The following is a 16,837-nucleotide window of genomic DNA, read 5'->3' on the forward strand; positions in this document are numbered from 1 at the left end:
TCGGTTAGGAGGCTGAGGCCGCTGATGAGGCGAGCACCTTCTCGGCCTTGCGCGCCTCGCGCTCGAGGCGGCGTTGCTTGGAGATCTCGAACTTCTCGCATGCCTCCTCGAGCTCCTCGACCAGCTTGCCGAGGTCGTCACGCATGCGGGCGGCCTCGCCGGTGAAGTCTTCGCGTTCGAAGATGCGCCACTTCTTGAGCACCGGCATCACCACGTCGTCGAGGTGGATGCGCGGGTCATAGACGCCGCCGACGGCGATGATCACGGCCTTGCGCCGGAACTCGGGCACCGTGAAGCCGGGCATCTTGAAGTTGCGCAGCACCCGGTGCAGCGAGTGCATCGCCTGATCGGGGGCGATCTCGAAGCCGGCCTCCGACACGTCGCGGTAGAAGATCATGTGCAGGTTCTCGTCGGCCGACACCCGCGCGAGCAGCTGGTCGGCGACGGTCTCGTTGCACGCCTTGCCGGTGTTGCGGTGCGAGACCCGGGTGGCCAGCTCCTGGAACGTCACGTAGATCACCGAGTCGAACAGGCTCTCGGCGAACAGGTCACCCTGCTGGTTCTGGCCGGGCGAGAATCCGCGGGTGACCTGCTCGAGGCGCAGCTGCTCGAGTTGGACGGGGTCGATGGCGCGGGTGACGACGAGATAGTCGCGCAACGCGATGCCGTGCCGGTTCTCCTCGGCCGTCCAACGGTTAACCCACTGGCCCCAGGCGCCGTCCATGCTGAAGTTCATCGCGATCTCGCGGTGGTAGGAGGGCAGGTTGTCCTCGGTCAGCAGGTTCTGCACCATCGCCACCTGGGCGACCTCGGAGAGCTTGGACTCCTCGGGATCCCAGTCCTTGCCGCCGAGCGCGTAGTAGTTCTTACCGTCGGACCACGGGATGTAGTCGTGCGGGTTCCAGTCCTTGCGCATCGACAGATGCCGATTGAGGTTCGCCTCCACCACCGGCTCGAGTTCTTTCAGCAGATGGAGGTCGGTCAGGTTCTCGTGCATGGTCCTTGGTCCTCCTGGGCATCCGGACGGCGGTCGTCCTCCAGCGGGCGGAGATCGATATCTGTACCTGCGGGTTGCAGTCAATATATCTGTGTATCCCGGTGACATCAAGTTGTCACGCAGCGTTAACCCGCTCGAGTGGCAGGGTCCGTCTACCCGTTTTAGGCTGCCACTATTCAGGCTAAAAGCCCAGCTAGTGAGCGTAAAGGACGGTCCTTCGTGAACAAGATCATCCGGGTGATCGCCGGTACCTCGGTCGGGGCGGCAGCGGCGTTCGCCGCGCTGTCCGCAGCGGGTGTCGCCGCGGCGGCACCCGACGTCGTCGGCGAACCGTACTCGGAAGCGGTGGCGGCCATCGAGGACGGCGGCGGCAACGCCCGCGTCGCCTCCCGCGTCGGCGGCACCCTCGACGAGGACGAGTGCCTGGTGACCAACGCCTGGGACGCGTCGTTCCTGCGCATCGACGCCTCCGACGACAGTGAGGTGATGCTGGCGCTGAACTGCGCGGGCGGCTATGCGACGGCCACCAATCCGGGGGCGTCGGTGGCCAGCCCGCTGGGGCGCCAGGCCAGGTCGGAGGCCGAACAAGAGGCGGCCACCGCCGAAGAACAAGAATTGGCCGCGCCGGTCACCCCGGACGAATAGCGGTCAGTAACTCGACACCCGGCTCAGCAGCATGTCGACGCAGTAGTCGATGAACTGATCGCGGGTGGCTGCCAGCCGACCGTCGAGGTAGGCGGTGAACAAGGCGGTCAGCGCGCCGATCAGCCCGGTGGCCACCATGGCGGCCACGGCCGGGTCGGTGATGCGGGTGAGCTTGTGCTGGAGCAGTTCGATGAAGCTGGGCATCCACTCGGCGCCCGAACGGGTCAGCACCGGCTCCTTCTCCGGGGCCAACAGCAGCACCCGGCCGCGGGTCGGGTCGTCGACCATCAGCGCCACGAACCGCTCCACCGCGTCTCGTGGGGTGGTCACGGTGCTCAGCGTCGACATCGCCCGCGTGCACACGTCGTCGTAGACCGCACGCACGAATTCGTCGCGGTCGGTGAAGCTTTCGTAGAAATAGCGCTCGGTCAGTCCGGCCGCGCGGCACACCGCGCGCACCGTCAGCGCCGGTCCCGTCGGCCTTCCGAGAAGCCCGACGCCCGCCGCGATGAGTTGGTCGCGGCGCAACACCTGCCGGTCCTGCAGGGGCACACCGGACCAGCGGCCACGTCGTTGACCCGAAGCCACAACCCTCCTAAGCTCCACTTGACAACGCTTGTAGTCAGAATAGACGGTTCTGACCCGATGGGAAGCTCACCAGTGACTCAACATACGTCCGAAGCCCAACCGGGGTGCCCGGTGTCGTCCGGCGGCTACGAGGCCCTGCCGGAGCCCCTCGGGCCCGACTCGCTGACCTGGAAGTACTTCGGCCAGTGGACGGGGATGCTGCAGGGCCCGTGGGCGGGTTCGATGCAGAACATGCATCCGCAGCTGGGCGCGGCGGTCGAGCAGCACTCGATCTTCTTCATGGAGCGCATGCCGCGGCTGTTTCGGTCGGTGTACCCGATCGGCGGGGTGGTGTTCGACGGCGACCGCGCTCCCCAGACCGGCGCCGAGGTGCGCGACTACCACATCGGCATCAAGGGTGTCGACGCGCAGGGCCGGCGCTACAGCGCGCTGAATCCCGAGGTCTTCTACTGGGCGCACGCCACGTTCTTCAAGTCCACGCTGCTGGCCGCCGAGCACTTCGCCGGCGGGCTCACCGAGGACCAGAAGCGTCAGATGTTCGACGAGCACATCACCTGGTATGAGATGTACGGCATGAGCATGCGGCCCGTGCCGAAGACCTGGGAGGAGTTCCAGGAGTACTGGGACCACATGTGCCGCAACGTATTAGAGAACAACTGGGCGGCCCGAGAGGTTCTCGACCTGTCCACGATGCCCAAGCATCCGTCGCTGCAGTGGGTGCCGGACTGGGCGTGGCGGCGCAACCTGAAGGTGATGCAGCGGTTCCTGCTGTTCGCGACCGTGGGTCTCTACGACCCGCCGGTGCGCGAGCTGATGGGCTTCACCTGGTCGCCGCGCCAGGCGTGGCTGCACCGTCGGTTCTGCAACCTGGTGTACCTGGCGACCAGGCTGCTGCCCGAGCGGGTGTTGATGCACCCACGGAAACGCTCGGCGCTGGACCGCGCGACAGGGCGGCTTCCCGCCGATGCCCCACTGGTGCACACGCCCGCGCGCAATCTGCCGCCGGTCGAGCACCGCGGCGACGGCAGACACTATTGCCCGATGGTCTGACCGCGCCGATTTCCGGCCCGATGGGCGCGGGCAACAATCCTGTAACGTACGTAACATCGCCCGGCGGGGCGTACCATCCGATGGCAAAGTGCTTCCTTCGCGGAAGGCCTGCTTAGTAGTGCGTAGACATGGAGGTCGCGAACTCGTGAAGAATCTCATCGCCAGGGTGATCGGCCTCGTCGCGATTGCCGCCGCGGCGGCAGCCGGAGCGATGATCGGCGCCGGGAACGCCGCGGCGGACCCGCTGATCGGCAAGACCTACGAACAGGCCTCCTCGACCATCTCCAAGAACTGGAATGCCAACCCGGTGATCGCCACGGTCAGCGGTAATCAGCTGCCCACCCCCAAGTGCATCGTGACGAGCTGGAACAGGTCGTCGTCGAAGAGCGCCCTGACCGGCAGCACCGGACGCAAGATCCTGGTGAACCTCAACTGCAACGAGAAGGTCGCCCAGCCCGGCCAGCCCGGAAACTCGGTGATGACCCCGCAGGGCCGGCAGGGCAAGTCCGACATCAAGAACGCCACCAACCTCAACAAGAACCCGAAGTGGTGCCAGTCCACCGAGGAGCGGTTGGGGTGGTGCAAGCGGTTCTGCGCCCGCACCGGGTTGTGCGAGTTCGACCCGGCCTAGCCGGTCGCTCGTCGTGAGCGCGCGGTCACCAGCGGCCGCGCCGAGCTCATCGCTGCGCCCGACCCGCGGCGCATCCGGCACGGTGCGAAACCGCCTGCTGCAGAATTGGTTTCGCGCCGTGCCGCAACCGTGTTTGGCGGCCCCGGTCCGGTAACCTGCGGCTAGGCGCTGAACACGGAAAGGCAGGCGACAGTCTTGACCATCGAGGAATACAAGATCATCGATCGCGTTCGCGCAATCAACTGGAACAACATCGAAGATGAGGTCGACCTGACGGTCTGGAACCGCGTCACCTCGAACTTCTGGCTGCCCGAGAAGGTGCCGCTGTCCAACGACGTCCAGTCCTGGAACACGCTGAGCCCGGTCGAGCAGCAGGTCCTGGTCCGGGTCTTCACCGGCCTGACCCTGCTGGACACCATCCAGGGCACCGTCGGCGACGTGGAGATGCTCGAGGACGCGCGCACCCCGCACGAGGAGGCGGTGCTGGGCAACTTCATCTTCATGGAGGCGGTGCACGCCAAGAGCTACAGTTCGATCTTCTCGACCCTGTGCTCGACCAAGGAGATCGACGAGGCGTTCCGCTGGTCCGAGGAGAATCCGCACCTGCAGCGCAAGGCCGAGATTCTGGTCAGCTACTACCGCGGCGACGATCCGCTCAAGAAGAAGATCGTCTCGGTGATGCTCGAGAGTTTCCTGTTCTACTCCGGGTTCTACCTGCCGCTGTACTGGGCTTCCCGGGCCAAGCTGACCAACACCGCCGACATCATCCGGTTGATCATCCGCGACGAGGCCGTGCACGGGTACTACATCGGTTACAAGTTCCAGCGCGGTGCCGAACAGGAACCGCAGGATCGGCGCGAGGACCTCAAGGACTACACGTACTCGCTGTTGATGGATCTCTACGAAAACGAGATCGAGTACGCCCAGGACCTCTACGACCCGATGGGGCTCACCGAGGACGTCAAGGCCTACATGCGCTACAACGCCAACAAGGCACTGGCCAACCTCGGCTACGACCCACTGTTCCCGGCCGACGACACCGAGTTCAACCCGGTGATCCTGACGGCGATGGCGCCGGACGCCAACGAGACCCACGACTTCTTCTCGGGCTCGGGAAGCTCGTATGTCATGGGCCGCACCGAGGGCACCGAGGACGAGGACTGGAACTTCTGATTCAAGCGTGGTGCCCCCACCAGGACTCGAACCTGGGACCTGCGGATTATCAGACCGGACATTGCGGGTGAACCTGCGGACAGAGTCGCCTAACAAGCGGAAAAAGCTAAAGGGCGAACTTACGGAAGTTGCTGGCGGTTCCGCCCGAATCCCGTTGTTGCGAACGAAAGTACATGCGCGGGCGTCAAAATCATGTTGGCATTGCCCGATGGGGGGTTCGATCACAGATGATCAACATCGAGGGGATGTGCCACGTTATGGCCGATCCGTTGCTGGAGGAGTGGATGCTCTGGCAGCTCGCCGGGAATCTGTCACCGATCACCGCGAGCGAGAGGATGCGCGTCGTCGCCCAGTTCGCCGAGGAAACCGGCGTCCCGGCGCACACTGCTCAGCCGATCGATCTGGTGCGATGGCTGGGGAAGCACACCGAGTGGTCTGCGTCGACGACCGCCACCTACCACTCCTATCTGCGGGCGTTCTACTGCTGGCTGAACGTCATGGAGTACCGCGCCGATAATCCGATGATCAAGTTGGCGTCGCCGCGATATCCGGATCGGGTGCCGCGCCCGGTGTCTGATGATGATCTCGTGCGGCTGCTGACGACGCGGATGCATCATCGGACGCGGGTGATGGTGATGCTGGCGGCGTTGGCCGGGTTGCGGGTGTCGGAGATCGCGCGGGTGCGCGGCGAGGACATCGATGTGACGGGGCCGCGCATCTATGTCAGTGGGAAGGGCGGGTCGAAGCATTGGTTGCCGCTGCATCCGTTGTTGGTGGCGGCTGCGACGACGATGCCGCGGCGAGGGTGGTGGTTTCCGGCGAATTCGCGGCGGCCTGGTGATCATGTGCATCCGAAGAGTGTGTCGGACATCATCGGGCAGGCGATGCGTCGTGCGGGTGCGCGGGGTACGCCGCATAGTCTGCGGCATTGGTTCGGTACGACGTCGTTGGAGGACGGGGCGGATCTGCGCACGGTGCAGGAGTTGTTGCGGCATAAGCAGCTGAACACGACGGCGATTTATACGAAAGTGCCGGATGTTCGGCGGCACAGGGCGGTCGAGCGGTTAGATCCATATCGCGGCGTGGCGTGATGGAGGGCACTACGCTGCGGGGGTATGCGGTGGGTGTGGGCGGCGATCGCCGCGGTGATCGTGCTGGCCGGTGCCGGGTGCTCGGATCGGTTGAGCACGGACGAGATTGCGCAGTGGGTCAAGACCGATTTGCAGGGCTTCGTTCATCAGGATAAGCGGCTCAAACCGTACGGGCCGCAGATCCTGTCGGTGCATCTGGTGCGTGAGACCGACACCACGTATACGGGGTATGCCGAGGTGAGTCCGCTGCGTGGCCCGGATGGGCGGGTGCCGCTGGAGGTGACCTATGACGATGAGGGTCACGCGATGTGGAAGACGCCGCCTGGCGCGTGGCTGTGGATGATGTTCGATCAGGATGTCTCGTCTGGTCAGTGACGGGGTGGGGGCCTGCCCGGCGTTGGGTCGCCGGCCCATTCGGCGCATCGACATCGCCGGGCAGGCGTCTAGGTGAAGAGGTGGGTACACACACGTATGGCCGACAAGGAAAAAGAGATCGTCGTCCCGTTCGCGGTGATCGTCGCCCTGGTGCTCGGAGGGTGGCTGTTCTACCGGCGACGCCGCACGTAGCGCACCAGCCGCGCGTACGGATCCCGTTCGGGGCGTAGCAGCTCGAGGAGGTGGGCCGCGGTGACGAGGACGACGGCGGTCGTGGTCAGCGGCATGCGTTTGCGGTAGGCGGCGGCGCGGCGGGAGAGGAGATCGTTGTCGTCTTCGACGCGGTGTTCGTAGAGGGCGATGCCGCCGGCCAGCGCGATCCAGGCCCAGTCGCCTTTGCGGAGCCGTACGGTGACCTTCACTCTGCAAGTATCGCGTAGAGGCCTGTGGGGGTGGGGCTTTGACTCGCCCGTCAGAGGATGCCGCCGAGGCCGATCGCGCCGAGGAGGTCGCCGAGCAGGCCTCTGCTGGCGCCGCCGTCGTTGACGCCGCCGATGCCGCCGCCTCGGCCGCGGAGCTCGGGCGGCAGGTTGCATTCGGCGAGGTGCTCCTGGCGGTAGGCCACCTGTGAGCATTCCTTGATGTCGGGCGGCGGGGCGAGCGGGACGCTGAGGATCAGGCCCGCCGCGGCGAGCAGGCTACAAGCCGCAAGTGGGCGGCGGCAGCGGGTTCGCTGCGCGGACGCGCTCATACTCTCGCTGCTTCTCGATCAGCTCGGCGAATTTCATGTCGGTGGCGATCGTCAGCCGCAACGCGTAGTCGCGTCGCAGTGGGTGGTTGTCGTGCAGCGCGGCGATGTCGGGCGGCGGGAAGATCAGCGCGTGGATCCAGGTGTAGATCAGTTCGCGTTGTTCGATGGAGATCTGATCGTTCTGGGTGGTGACCGAGGCGCGTTCGCGGAGTACGTGGTTGAATTCGCGGACGCAGTCGGCGTTCTGCTGGTTCTGCACGGCGGTGTAGAGCACGATCGCGAGGGCGAATGGCACGGCGATGTACTGCCACTTGATCACCAGGATTCGGCGTTGGATCTGCGCCTTGAGGTAGTGCCATACGGCGGCGGATGCGACCCCGAGCAGGAAGTAGCCGAGGTGGTCGAGTGTGAACAGGTCTATGAACCAGTTAAGCATCGTCGGCCCTCTTGCCAGAGGGTTGTTCACCCGGTTTGACGGTGGATATGCCGAGGTTGGTCACCCAGGCGCCGGACATGATGATGAACACCGTGTCGAGGCCTTCCAGTGGAATCTTGGCTACTTTGAAGGAGATCCAGACGAGGAAGGTGGCGCCCCAGACGAGGGTGGCGAGGCGGCCGTTTTTCGTCCACTTCAGCCAACGGGAGTTATCGTCGGCCATCAGTCACTCGGGGAGGGTGCCGGTGCGGCGCTGTTGGTGGACGGCGACGGCCGCGGTGCCGTTGCCGAGCGCGCCGAGCGCGGCCAGGAATCCGAGCCACAGCGGCACCTTGTCGGCCTCGACGATGCCGTAGCCGACGAGGACGGCCAGGCCGGCGGTGGCCACGGTGTAGAGGTAGAGCCGGGCTTTCGGGCTGGTGATTTTCTGCAGCATCGCGGTGACTTCCTTTCGGGTCAGCGCCGGAATCCGGCGATGATGTCGTAGCCGACCTGGGGGCCGGTGCGGTTACCGAAGAACGGGTGCGGCGGCCAGTGGTAGGCGCCGTGGGACTGCAGCCCTGGTAGTGCGGCGACGATCGCCATCAGGTCGGGCGCCGATGTGAGCAGGCCTTGCGCGGACAGCAGCGCGATCAGTTCGGGGTTGGGTGGCTGGCTGGCTGCGGCCTGCCCGCCGGGGATCACCGAGAGCAGTAGCGACAGTGGGGCGGTCATCAGCGCGCCGACACCGGGAAGTAGGCGCGCGATGGCGGGGATGATGATCTGCGCGGAGTAGACGACGAACGGGATCTCGGTTTCGGCGCGGATGAACCACTCGTAGAACAGGGGCCGGATCTTGTCGCGGGCCACGGCGTAGAAGTCGTCGGGGGTGTTGATGTTGTGGGTGGCGCGGTTGAGCCAGTCGGGGAAGGTTTTTCGGGCGATGCCGGTGACGGGGGTGGCGGGGTTGCCGAACAGGATGAGCCCGTTGATGCGGTCGCGGATCAGCGCGAACTTCCTGCCGTCGCCGAACAGGTGGTTGATTGCCTCGAGGAGGCCGTCCGCGGATTGGGAGTAGCCGGAGAACCACAGCTCGACGTCGACCTTCGCGCGGGCGTCGCCGCGGCGGGCGGTCATGGCGGCCTGGACGTCGGGGTTGTTGTCGAGCAGCCATTCGATGCTCTTGGCCTGGTCGGTGATCACGTCGATGTAGGAGAACTGTGGGTCACCGCCCATCAGGCCGAGGTAGCCGCCCTTGACGAACGAGACGGGCTGGTGGTTGATGTTCAGTGATTCGCGGTCGGGCCCGTTGAATCCCTTGCCGGCCACCATCTGGCCGAGGTCGTGGCTGGGGCCGAGCCAGTAGTCGGCGCCGGAGCCGGGGCAGGAGTAGAACCAGATCGGCCGGCGCGCGGGGGCGGGTTTGGCGCCGGCGTATCCGACGCGGCCGGCGGTGACGGGCCCGAAGATGCCGTCTTGGACGAGGCCGAGGCGGCGTTGCATTTCGCGGGTGAAGGCGGCGTCGCTGTGGCCGTAGTAGCCGTCGATGGGTCCGAGGAGGAACGCGTAGGACTCAGCGTATTTGACGGCCCACTTCTGCCAGTGGGTGACGTCGTCGCCTTTGGCGTCGGAGGAGCCGAGCCGTAGCGGCAGCCGCGCGGTCATGGTTTGACGCCGGTCTTCGGCCTGTCCTCGGTGCCGAGCACTTTGTCTCGGATCTCGGCGACGGCTTCGACGAGGGTCTGGCCGCCGAGCATGTTCCAGCGCAGCGTCAGCTGATCATCGGCGGGGCCAACGGGTTTCGGTGCGGTCATGGCAGGTACCTCCTGTGGTTGGAATGACAGGCCGAGTGCGGCCAGGGTGGCTGGGCCGGCGATGCCGTCGACCTGGAGACCGGAGCGGCGCTGGAACTCGCGCACCACCCCTTCGGTGAGCAGACCGAATTCGCCGTCTTCGTCGAGTTCGGAGTAGGCGGGGTAGTCGCGGTTGAGGCGCTCCTGCAGCGCCTTCACGCGCGGCCCGGTGCTCTCGTAGTTGCGGCCCAAATAGACCGCCCCCGGCGCGTGGGCTGGGGGCGGGGTGGTCGAGCCGGTGCCGACGATGGGGCCGGGTAAGTAGAACCAGTCGTGGAACAGCGGGTGGTTGTAGCCGCGGGCTGGGCCGCCGACGCGCTGCCCGTAGGAGCCGGACGATTCGATCGCGATGCCTTCGAGCGTGCACGCCATGTGGGAGTTGGCGCCGCCGCCGGGGCCGTGCTGCAGGCCGATGCGTAGGGCGGCGTCTGCGGGGATGTCGCCGGGGCGGGCGACGCGGATCGCGCCGAACGGTCCGCGTGAGCCGGGCCCGCCGACGTAGCGGTATGCCTCGGTGGACAGACCGTGCCGTGACCACGTCATGTTCTGCCCGTTGATGAGGGCGTCGAGCATGTGGGTGACGATGCCGGAGCAGTCGGTGGTGCGGTTGACGTTGTTGCGTACCCAAACGCCGCCGTAGCCATAGGGTTTGCGGTCTCGGTCGCGGGCGATCTGCAGGGCGTAGTTGACGTTAGCGCGTAGGACGGTCATGGTTTCCTTCCCTCCCGCGTGAAGAGCACGCGGGCCTTGCCGATGAGGTAGTGGCGCATCGCGGCGCGCAGCGGGTAGCGGATCGCCAGGTGGTCGCAGGCCGGCTGCCCGCACACCATGCAGCGGCGGGTGTCCATCACGCGGCCTTGATCTGCAGGGCGAGCGCGTTGTAACCCGACGTGCCACCACCGGGGTTGAGGACCAGTTCGGAGAAGCCGGTCATCGTGTCGTCGCTGATGTAGGAGCACACATCCTGGGTGCTGCTTGAGCTGTTGTCGATGCAGTCGACCAGCTTGAACCCGGTCGCCGACACCGGCGGGTCGCCGTTGGAGCCGCCGCGGCTGCCGTAGAACAAGCCCATCCGCGACGTGCTCGCGGAGTCGAAAGAGAACGCGGGGAAGGTGATCGCGTTGCTGTTGCTGCCGAAGTTCGCGCTCGCCGCGCCGGGGGCGGCGTTGCGCCACACCTGCACCTGCAGATGAGTCACCCCGTTGCCGGTGGACCAGTCGCCGATCGTCACATTGCCTGCGCCGCCGTGGATCGTGGAGGACACGTCGGCGTACTTGTAGACCACCCGCGAGCCGTTGATGTTGCCCGTCGTGACGAGCTCGCCGCCAGGCCACTCGCTCCACCCCGAACTGGCGGGGATCGGTACCGCGGTCGCGCCCACACCGCGGTAGGCGTGCATGACGATCAGGTCACCGGCCTTGAAGGGGATGCGGTTGAGCACGTCGGCGCTGATCGTGGTGCCCTGCACACCGAACGCGCCGACGAACAGCGGATTGTCCAGCGGCAGCAGCGGGCCGCGGCCGGTCACCGCGAGCAGCCGGTTAATGTACGCGCGCGCCAACGGGTTTTCGGTGATGCCGAGCATCGTCTCGGCTTCCACCTCGAACACCATCATGTCGCCGTCAGTAGATGCGGCGCTGCCGTTGCCGAGCTCGGCGTCCAACCACGTCAGCAGCCAGTCATCCACCAAAGTGTCGGTGTACTCGCGGACCTTGCCGTGCGGCATCCGCGCCACCACCGCGCTATTCGGTTTGTCGATGGCGTACTCGTAGTCGCGGTACCCGGTGCCCAGGTCGCCGTGCTGCTCACCGTTGGTGGTCCAGGGGCTCGCCGCCGAGCCGCGGTTGTAGGTCTGGGGCTGCAGCCGGTTGTAGAAGTGCAGTGTGTGCACCGGCGACTGGGCGGTGGCCGCGTTCACACCATCGGTGGCGGTGCGGTTGATTCGCCACGGAATCAGCGCGCCGACCTCATTGTGCGTCGATCCGTTGTTGAGGAACTTCTTCCGCCACCGCAGGAAACAGATGTCTTGGCCGAGGTACGCCAGGCCGTGACCGTAGGCGCTGTTGGTGGAGCCTTGGATCGTCATCCCCACGGTGCCGTCCGCCATTGCGGCGGTGCGTAGTTCGTTGCCGGCCGAGGTGGCGAAGCTCAGGTCGAACTTGTGCCCGGACAGCGCGGTGAGGGTGTTGATGTTCGACACGACGGGGCCCGCGGCGAAGCTGTGCCGGAACGAGAACCGCGGCCGCTGCATCAGCAGCGTCACGACGCTTCTCTTTCGACGTAGCCGATCGCGAGCGCGCCCGCCCCCATGCCGGGTGTGGTGCCGACGCTGTCGACGTAGCACTTCAGCCGAGAGCCGGCGGCAACAGCGACGCTGAGGCCGGTGACGCGGGTGTCGGCGTCGTAGGCCCACTGGTTGGCGGCGCTGATCGTCTTGGCGGTGCCGGTGATCTCGACGCCGTCGTCGTGGAGCTCGAGGACGGTGTTACCGGACGCATCCGCGGTAGCGCCGTAGTAGACCACCTCGGTGAGGGTGAAGTCCTCGGCGACGACGCGGCCCATGGCGTCGTCGCCGTAGCTGGAGCCCAGGCGGGTGTTGAACGTGTTGTCGCACTGGTAGACAACGGGCACCTGGACGGTGCCGCCGCCTCCACCGCCGGAGGCGTTGAGAGTTTCGTCGGTGATCGACAGGTTGGTGCCGACCGTCAGCCACTTCACCGTGCCGGCGGAGTCGTCCCAGAACAAGATCTGGTCAGCACCAGGGTCAGTCAGGCCGGAGATGGCGGCGAGGTTGGCGTTGAACGCCTGCACATGGGTGCCGATGACCAGACCGAGGGTTGTGCGGGCCGCGGCCGCGTCCGCGTCGTCGAGCAGCGTGCGCGCGAACGCGGTCAGGTCCGTGGTGGTGAATGTGTTCGTCCCGGTGGCGTAGATCAGCTTGTTGTTGGCCAACGTCAGCCCGGCCAACGCGGACAGGATCGCGTGGATCGGCTGCTTTCCGGCCAGTGCGGTGGTCATCGTGGCCGCGAAGTTCGGATCGTCAGCCAGGGCGGCGGCGATCTCGTCGAGCGTGTCGAGAGTTCCCGGCGCGCTGTTGATCAGCGCCGCGATCGCCGCAGAGATCAGTGCCCCCGCCGCGGTATCGAAATCGGTGATGTCGTCGTGCGTGAGGTTTTCGACGTGCACGATCGGGTTCGCCGGATCTGTCGCGTCGACATCGATGTTGGTGCCTGGCACCACAGCTTCTACGCCGCCGCCACCGCCGGCGGGCAGCACGTGGTAGCCCTTCACGCCGGAGGCGTTGGTGCCGTAGTAGCGGCTGTTACCGGGAGTTCCCGAGTCGCCGTCCAGCTGCAGCGTGCGGTCCGTAGTCAGATCGCCGCCACCGGTCAGCGAACCGCCGGTGTTGATCGCGCGGCTCGTCGGTGTCTTGCCTGCGAGCGCGGTAGTGATGGTGGCGGCGAAGCTGGCGTCGTCATCGAGCGCCGCGGCGAGCTCGGCCAGGGTGTCCAGCGCGCCAGGCGCACCCGCGACCAACGCGTCGACGGCCGCCTGCACCGCAGCAGAATCAACAGCGCCGATCGCCGCGCGGGCGTCAGCCTCAGTAGCGCCAGCCGCAATCACCGGCGGCTTACCCGTCAGCGTGTCCCACGACGCGCTGCCGCTGCCGACCTCCAGATCAGAGATGTCGACCGAACCCTCCAGTGCCTCACTGTTGGCGAAGAACACGATGGTGTCGCCGACGCGCTGCACCTCGTCGGGCACCTGGCGGATGATGTACCCACCCGCGAACGCCGTCGACTGATCCAGCCACTCCATCTCGGCCAGATTCACTTCCGGCCACGGATCCACAACTTCTTCGCCGAGCTCGGGTGCCTTCACCGTGATCGTCGGAAGATCTTGCCGCTTACCGTTGTAGGTCACATCATGCGGCCGGAACTCGTAGATCAGATGCACATCGTCAGGCAGATCCAGCACGGCTGATTTCGCGAGGAGCCCGAATTGCTGTTGGTTCGCGGTGAGTTTCAGCTGACCATCATCGAGCCGTGTCTCCTGCGCGCCGAGCGCGAACAACTGATTCTCGGGTTCGGTCAGCGCGCGGATCGCGCGCACATCGCCCTTCGACAGGCGGGCGGTGATGGTGACGCCGCCGTGGATGCCCTTCTTCTCGGGCAGCACATCTGCGTCGCCGCCGAGTTCTTCGGGCCGGTCCGCGATGAACGCGTCCCACCGCAGGTACGGGATCCAGTACTTCGGGTTCACAGCGCACCACCGTTAAACGCCTCGTTGAACTGCTGCTCAGTCATCAGCACACCGCCGCCGATCGACTTCAACACGTCGCCGATATACAGGGTGCTGCTGTTGCCGGCCTTCTCAACCGTCATGTAGTACTCAGGTGTGTTCGAGCCGACTCGGGTGCCGTAGCTGATCTTGCCCAGCCAGCCCTGCAGGTTGAGCTGGCGGAACGCGTAACACATCGCGTCGTAATCGGTCAGCGGGTAGTCGGTCACTTCCAGTGATGCCACTGCCAGTCTCCTTAGATGTCTGCCCAGGTGATGACTTCGATGTCCGAGGGGATCGACTGCAGGCCGAACACCCCGTCGCAGGACGCGCCGAACCCGCGCCCGCGGTGGCTGCTGTCCAGAAGCGTTGTGGCGGCGCCGCCGGCCGGAACGTTGACCGTGGTGATCACCGGGAAGCCGTTGCGTTTGACCACCCACAGCCAATCGTTGGTGCCGGGCGCGACACCAGGCTGGCCCACCTCGAGCTCCCACAGCTCACCGTTGTCGTCGGAACCGGTGCCGACGCTGCCCATCACCGTCAACACGCCGCCCATCAGCACCCCGTATTGCGTTGTGCTGTTGAGGAGTTGCGCGAAACACAACTCAGTTCCGGCGAGGTTCGTGCGGGTAACCAGCCAGATCGAGCGGTCGCTGGTGCCGACGACCTTCTTCAGCTTGATCGCGCACCGCTGCGTCGACGTGTTCAGCACGTCGGTGGTGTGTATCGACAGGATCGTCTGGTCCAAGCCGCCGCCGGGATACCAGTGCCCGTAACCGCCCTTGCGGCCGTACGTGCCGCCCGATCCGCCGAACGACACCTGCGTGTATCCGGGCAGGGTGGTGGAGTCGGCGCCGTCGAACTTCTCGACGAACACCTGGCCGCCGGTGATGACGCCTTCCAGCGCGGCCTTCACTAACGCCACCTCGGACAGCGCCACATCGCCGGTGTCCTGCGCGTTGTTGCCGACCGCGCGCACACCGAAGATCGCGTTCCAGACGTCTCCGAGCAGGCCGATACCGGGCCCGATGATCGGGAGCTCGCTGCCCGCGTCGATGATCATGTCGGCGATGTCGGTGATGATCTTCGGCGCCTGAATGTCGGGCAGCACACCGTCGATCAGCTCGGCGAACTTGCCCAGCGGCTTCAGCAGCGACTCAGCGACGTTGTCCCACACCGACACCACGTCGAGCGTTCCGGCGATCACGCTCTGCAGGAAGTCGCGGATACCTCCCAAGCCGAGGAGCCCCAGGATTCCCTCGAGGGCCATCCGTATCGGGTTGCCGGATTTATTGGCGGTGTCGTGGACGCTTTCGAAGTCCAGCAGGTTCCGCAGCGGGTCATGGTCACTGACCGACTGGCGGCGACGATCATGGGCTCTGGGCATCAGGACACCGGCAGCAGATTCACTCGCAACTGGTTGGCTTCATTCGCGGCGAACGTGTACGTGCCGGTGCCGCCGAGCTTGTGCAGGAACACGTAGATCGTCTTCGCCTGCCCGGCCGGCACTCGACCATCGGCCGAGTCGGGGGCGATCGCGCGCACCGGGTTACCCACATCGGAGAAGTGCGGCTTGATGTGGGCGATGTTGAACGAGTCCAGCAGCGCCCACGACGGATCGTATGGGCCGAGCCCGCACAGCGGCGCGGTCTCACCGGTGCCGACACCGGTGTCACCGATGCGGATCTCGACCTCGACCTGAGCCGACGACAGGAAGTTCCGCTGAATCCTGACGTGGCCCATCACGTCCGGGTACCAGGCGACGTCCTGGGCTTCGATGTCTAGCGACGCGATTAGTTGGCGGCCGGCGGTTCCGGAGTAGTCGATGAAGTTGGCGTGCGGGATCGTGTACATCTTCGCCGCGAACGGTGAGAGGTCGCCGGGCCGGAACTTCTCCAGCGTTTCGTCCCACACGACGCCCTGGCCGTCCAGCGGCGGGTCGGTGTCGTCGTAGTCGGGTGCGCCGCGGATGTTCGTCGACGGCCCTTCCGGACCGCGCAGACCGGGCACGAGTAGGTGGAAGTGTGGGCTATCGCTGGTGCCTGACTCGACGACCTCGGCTTCGCCGTACGGGTTGTCGGGGTCGGCGGCCTCGACGAGCTCGGCGCTCATCGAGATGTTCGGTGTCAGCCCGCGCGGGCCCTGGATGCCGGCCTCCAGCGTGCGGTACGCGCCGAGGTCGTGCACGTACACGTACAGGGTTGTGCCGATCACCCAGGCGCGGCCGTTGTCGCTCTCATCGAGCGTTTCCACCGCGGGCAGGTCGCCGATGTTGTCGACGGTGGAGTCCCATTCGATCCGCCACGGCGGCATCGGTTCGCCAGGGTCGCCTTTCGGGCCGATGAACACGTCGAGGACGACGTCACCTTCGCCGTCAATGAGGGTGAAGGTGCCGTTGACGCGGCGCGGGTCGTCGGGGTTGCGGGGCATGCCCCAGAAGCCCAGCCGCACATCGCGGTCGCCGATCTTGAAGGGTTCGCCCAGCAGCACAGGAGTGGACATCGCTTCATTCCTCCGAGGGGTCAGGGTCGGTGGTGTCGCGCTCGAACTCGATGCGCAGTTGCTTGATCAGTTCTTGTTCGACTTCGGGGGCGAGCTGTTTGCGGATCTGCTCGCGGGCCAGCGCGGCTTTGCGTTCGACGTCTTCGTGGTTGCCCTCGGCCGGTTTCGGCGCGGGGGGTTCGTGTTCCTTCTTGAGCTTCCAGTCGATGAAGCCTTCGAAGATGCCGTCCTGGTCCTCTTGGACGTCGGCCCAGATGTAGGCGTGTTCGTCGTCGACGATGCGGCCGCCGGCCATGGCGAGGTGGAACGCGATGTTCGCGATGGTTCCGGCGTCGATGTACATGACGACGCCGGAGGGGCCGACCATGTCGGTCATGGCGTGGCGGAACTGGTCGATGCGTTCGAACAGGTCTTCGCGTTCCTCGGTGGTGAATTTCTTGAGGTAGGGGAAGGTGTTCGGGTTGATCGTGGGGGCGGTCATTCCA

General features: G+C 65.8%; 23 protein-coding genes. 7 read left to right on the plus strand and 16 right to left on the minus strand.

Annotated elements, in window-relative coordinates; all coding sequences use genetic code 11:
* Positions 1-4: 4 nt before the first annotated feature.
* Complete coding sequence (locus tag ABQE89_RS14470; protein WP_448417656.1) at positions 5-997, minus strand: acyl-ACP desaturase; 993 nt, start codon at positions 995-997, stop codon at positions 5-7.
* Positions 998-1,216: 219 nt separating this feature from the next.
* Here ABQE89_RS14470 and ABQE89_RS14475 point away from each other — a divergent pair, with 219 nt between their 5' ends.
* On the plus strand, positions 1,217-1,642 hold the full coding sequence (locus ABQE89_RS14475; RefSeq protein ID WP_448417658.1) for a hypothetical protein: 426 nt from the start codon (positions 1,217-1,219) through the stop codon (positions 1,640-1,642).
* Between the two features lie 3 nt (positions 1,643-1,645).
* Here the strand turns inward: ABQE89_RS14475 and ABQE89_RS14480 are convergent, their stop codons facing one another.
* Positions 1,646-2,230 (minus strand): TetR/AcrR family transcriptional regulator, encoded by a 585-nt coding sequence (locus tag ABQE89_RS14480; protein ID WP_448417660.1) that lies wholly within the window; start codon positions 2,228-2,230, stop codon positions 1,646-1,648.
* A 57-nt stretch (positions 2,231-2,287) separates the two neighbouring features.
* Here ABQE89_RS14480 and ABQE89_RS14485 point away from each other — a divergent pair, with 57 nt between their 5' ends.
* The 6 genes from ABQE89_RS14485 (at position 2,288) to ABQE89_RS14510 (ending at position 6,742) form a co-directional block, all read left to right on the plus strand.
* Positions 2,288-3,280 (plus strand): oxygenase MpaB family protein, encoded by a 993-nt coding sequence (locus ABQE89_RS14485; protein ID WP_448417662.1) that lies wholly within the window; start codon positions 2,288-2,290, stop codon positions 3,278-3,280.
* A 145-nt stretch (positions 3,281-3,425) separates the two neighbouring features.
* A complete protein-coding gene (locus ABQE89_RS14490) occupies positions 3,426-3,911 on the plus strand; it encodes a hypothetical protein (RefSeq protein ID WP_448417664.1) in 486 nt (161 codons plus the stop codon).
* 201 nt (positions 3,912-4,112) lie between these two features.
* A complete protein-coding gene (gene nrdF / locus ABQE89_RS14495; RefSeq protein WP_448418014.1) occupies positions 4,113-5,084 on the plus strand; it encodes a class 1b ribonucleoside-diphosphate reductase subunit beta in 972 nt (323 codons plus the stop codon).
* A 173-nt stretch (positions 5,085-5,257) separates the two neighbouring features.
* Positions 5,258-6,175 carry a tyrosine-type recombinase/integrase gene (locus ABQE89_RS14500; RefSeq protein ID WP_448417666.1) on the plus strand — a complete coding sequence of 306 codons (918 nt, stop codon included), beginning with the start codon at positions 5,258-5,260 and terminating at the stop codon, positions 6,173-6,175.
* 24 nt (positions 6,176-6,199) lie between these two features.
* On the plus strand, positions 6,200-6,550 hold the full coding sequence (locus tag ABQE89_RS14505; protein ID WP_448417668.1) for a hypothetical protein: 351 nt from the start codon (positions 6,200-6,202) through the stop codon (positions 6,548-6,550).
* A gap of 96 nt (positions 6,551-6,646) precedes the next feature.
* The gene (locus ABQE89_RS14510; RefSeq protein ID WP_448417670.1) at positions 6,647-6,742 is read left to right on the plus strand and encodes an LPXTG cell wall anchor domain-containing protein; all 96 of its coding nucleotides are present in this window, start codon (positions 6,647-6,649) and stop codon (positions 6,740-6,742) included.
* Here the strand turns inward: ABQE89_RS14510 and ABQE89_RS14515 are convergent.
* The 14 genes from ABQE89_RS14515 to ABQE89_RS14580 form a co-directional block, all read right to left on the minus strand.
* The gene (locus ABQE89_RS14515) at positions 6,721-6,972 is read right to left on the minus strand and encodes a DUF7427 family protein (RefSeq protein ID WP_448417672.1); all 252 of its coding nucleotides are present in this window, start codon (positions 6,970-6,972) and stop codon (positions 6,721-6,723) included. The genes ABQE89_RS14510 and ABQE89_RS14515 overlap by 22 nt on opposite strands.
* Positions 6,973-7,022: 50 nt before the next feature.
* Positions 7,023-7,175, minus strand: coding sequence for a hypothetical protein (locus ABQE89_RS14520; RefSeq protein WP_448417674.1), 153 nt, complete (start codon positions 7,173-7,175; stop codon positions 7,023-7,025).
* Positions 7,176-7,248: 73 nt separating this feature from the next.
* Complete coding sequence (locus ABQE89_RS14525; protein ID WP_448417676.1) at positions 7,249-7,737, minus strand: hypothetical protein; 489 nt, start codon at positions 7,735-7,737, stop codon at positions 7,249-7,251.
* Positions 7,730-7,960: a hypothetical protein gene (locus ABQE89_RS14530; protein ID WP_448417678.1), complete on the minus strand. Its 231-nt coding sequence runs from the start codon at positions 7,958-7,960 to the stop codon at positions 7,730-7,732. The genes ABQE89_RS14525 and ABQE89_RS14530 overlap by 8 nt, the downstream gene beginning before the upstream one ends.
* 3 nt (positions 7,961-7,963) lie before the next feature.
* Complete coding sequence (locus ABQE89_RS14535) at positions 7,964-8,173, minus strand: phage holin (protein WP_448417680.1); 210 nt, start codon at positions 8,171-8,173, stop codon at positions 7,964-7,966.
* A gap of 20 nt (positions 8,174-8,193) precedes the next feature.
* Entirely contained in the window at positions 8,194-9,381 is a 1,188-nt protein-coding gene (locus tag ABQE89_RS14540; RefSeq protein WP_448417682.1) for a peptidoglycan-binding domain-containing protein, read from the minus strand.
* Positions 9,378-10,280, minus strand: a complete 903-nt coding sequence (locus ABQE89_RS14545) for a peptidoglycan-binding domain-containing protein (protein WP_448417684.1) — start codon at positions 10,278-10,280, stop codon at positions 9,378-9,380. The genes ABQE89_RS14540 and ABQE89_RS14545 overlap by 4 nt, the downstream gene beginning before the upstream one ends.
* Positions 10,277-10,417: a hypothetical protein gene (locus tag ABQE89_RS14550; protein WP_448417686.1), complete on the minus strand. Its 141-nt coding sequence runs from the start codon at positions 10,415-10,417 to the stop codon at positions 10,277-10,279. The genes ABQE89_RS14545 and ABQE89_RS14550 overlap by 4 nt, the downstream gene beginning before the upstream one ends.
* Positions 10,417-11,832, minus strand: a complete 1,416-nt coding sequence (locus ABQE89_RS14555; RefSeq protein WP_448417688.1) for a hypothetical protein — start codon at positions 11,830-11,832, stop codon at positions 10,417-10,419. The genes ABQE89_RS14550 and ABQE89_RS14555 overlap by 1 nt, the downstream gene beginning before the upstream one ends.
* Complete coding sequence (locus tag ABQE89_RS14560; protein ID WP_448417690.1) at positions 11,829-13,832, minus strand: hypothetical protein; 2,004 nt, start codon at positions 13,830-13,832, stop codon at positions 11,829-11,831. The genes ABQE89_RS14555 and ABQE89_RS14560 overlap by 4 nt, the downstream gene beginning before the upstream one ends.
* Positions 13,829-14,095 (minus strand): hypothetical protein, encoded by a 267-nt coding sequence (locus ABQE89_RS14565; protein WP_448417692.1) that lies wholly within the window; start codon positions 14,093-14,095, stop codon positions 13,829-13,831. Before ABQE89_RS14565 ends, ABQE89_RS14560 begins: the two co-directional genes overlap by 4 nt.
* Before the next feature lie 11 nt (positions 14,096-14,106).
* Positions 14,107-15,237, minus strand: coding sequence for a DUF7257 domain-containing protein (locus tag ABQE89_RS14570; protein WP_448417694.1), 1,131 nt, complete (start codon positions 15,235-15,237; stop codon positions 14,107-14,109).
* Positions 15,237-16,352 carry a phage tail protein gene (locus tag ABQE89_RS14575; protein ID WP_448417696.1) on the minus strand — a complete coding sequence of 372 codons (1,116 nt, stop codon included), beginning with the start codon at positions 16,350-16,352 and terminating at the stop codon, positions 15,237-15,239. The genes ABQE89_RS14570 and ABQE89_RS14575 overlap by 1 nt, the downstream gene beginning before the upstream one ends.
* Before the next feature lie 4 nt (positions 16,353-16,356).
* On the minus strand, positions 16,357-16,833 hold the full coding sequence (locus ABQE89_RS14580) for a phage gene 29 protein family protein (RefSeq protein WP_448417698.1): 477 nt from the start codon (positions 16,831-16,833) through the stop codon (positions 16,357-16,359).
* Positions 16,834-16,837 lie beyond the last annotated feature (4 nt).

This window comes from Mycolicibacterium sp. XJ1819 (assembly GCF_053483675.1).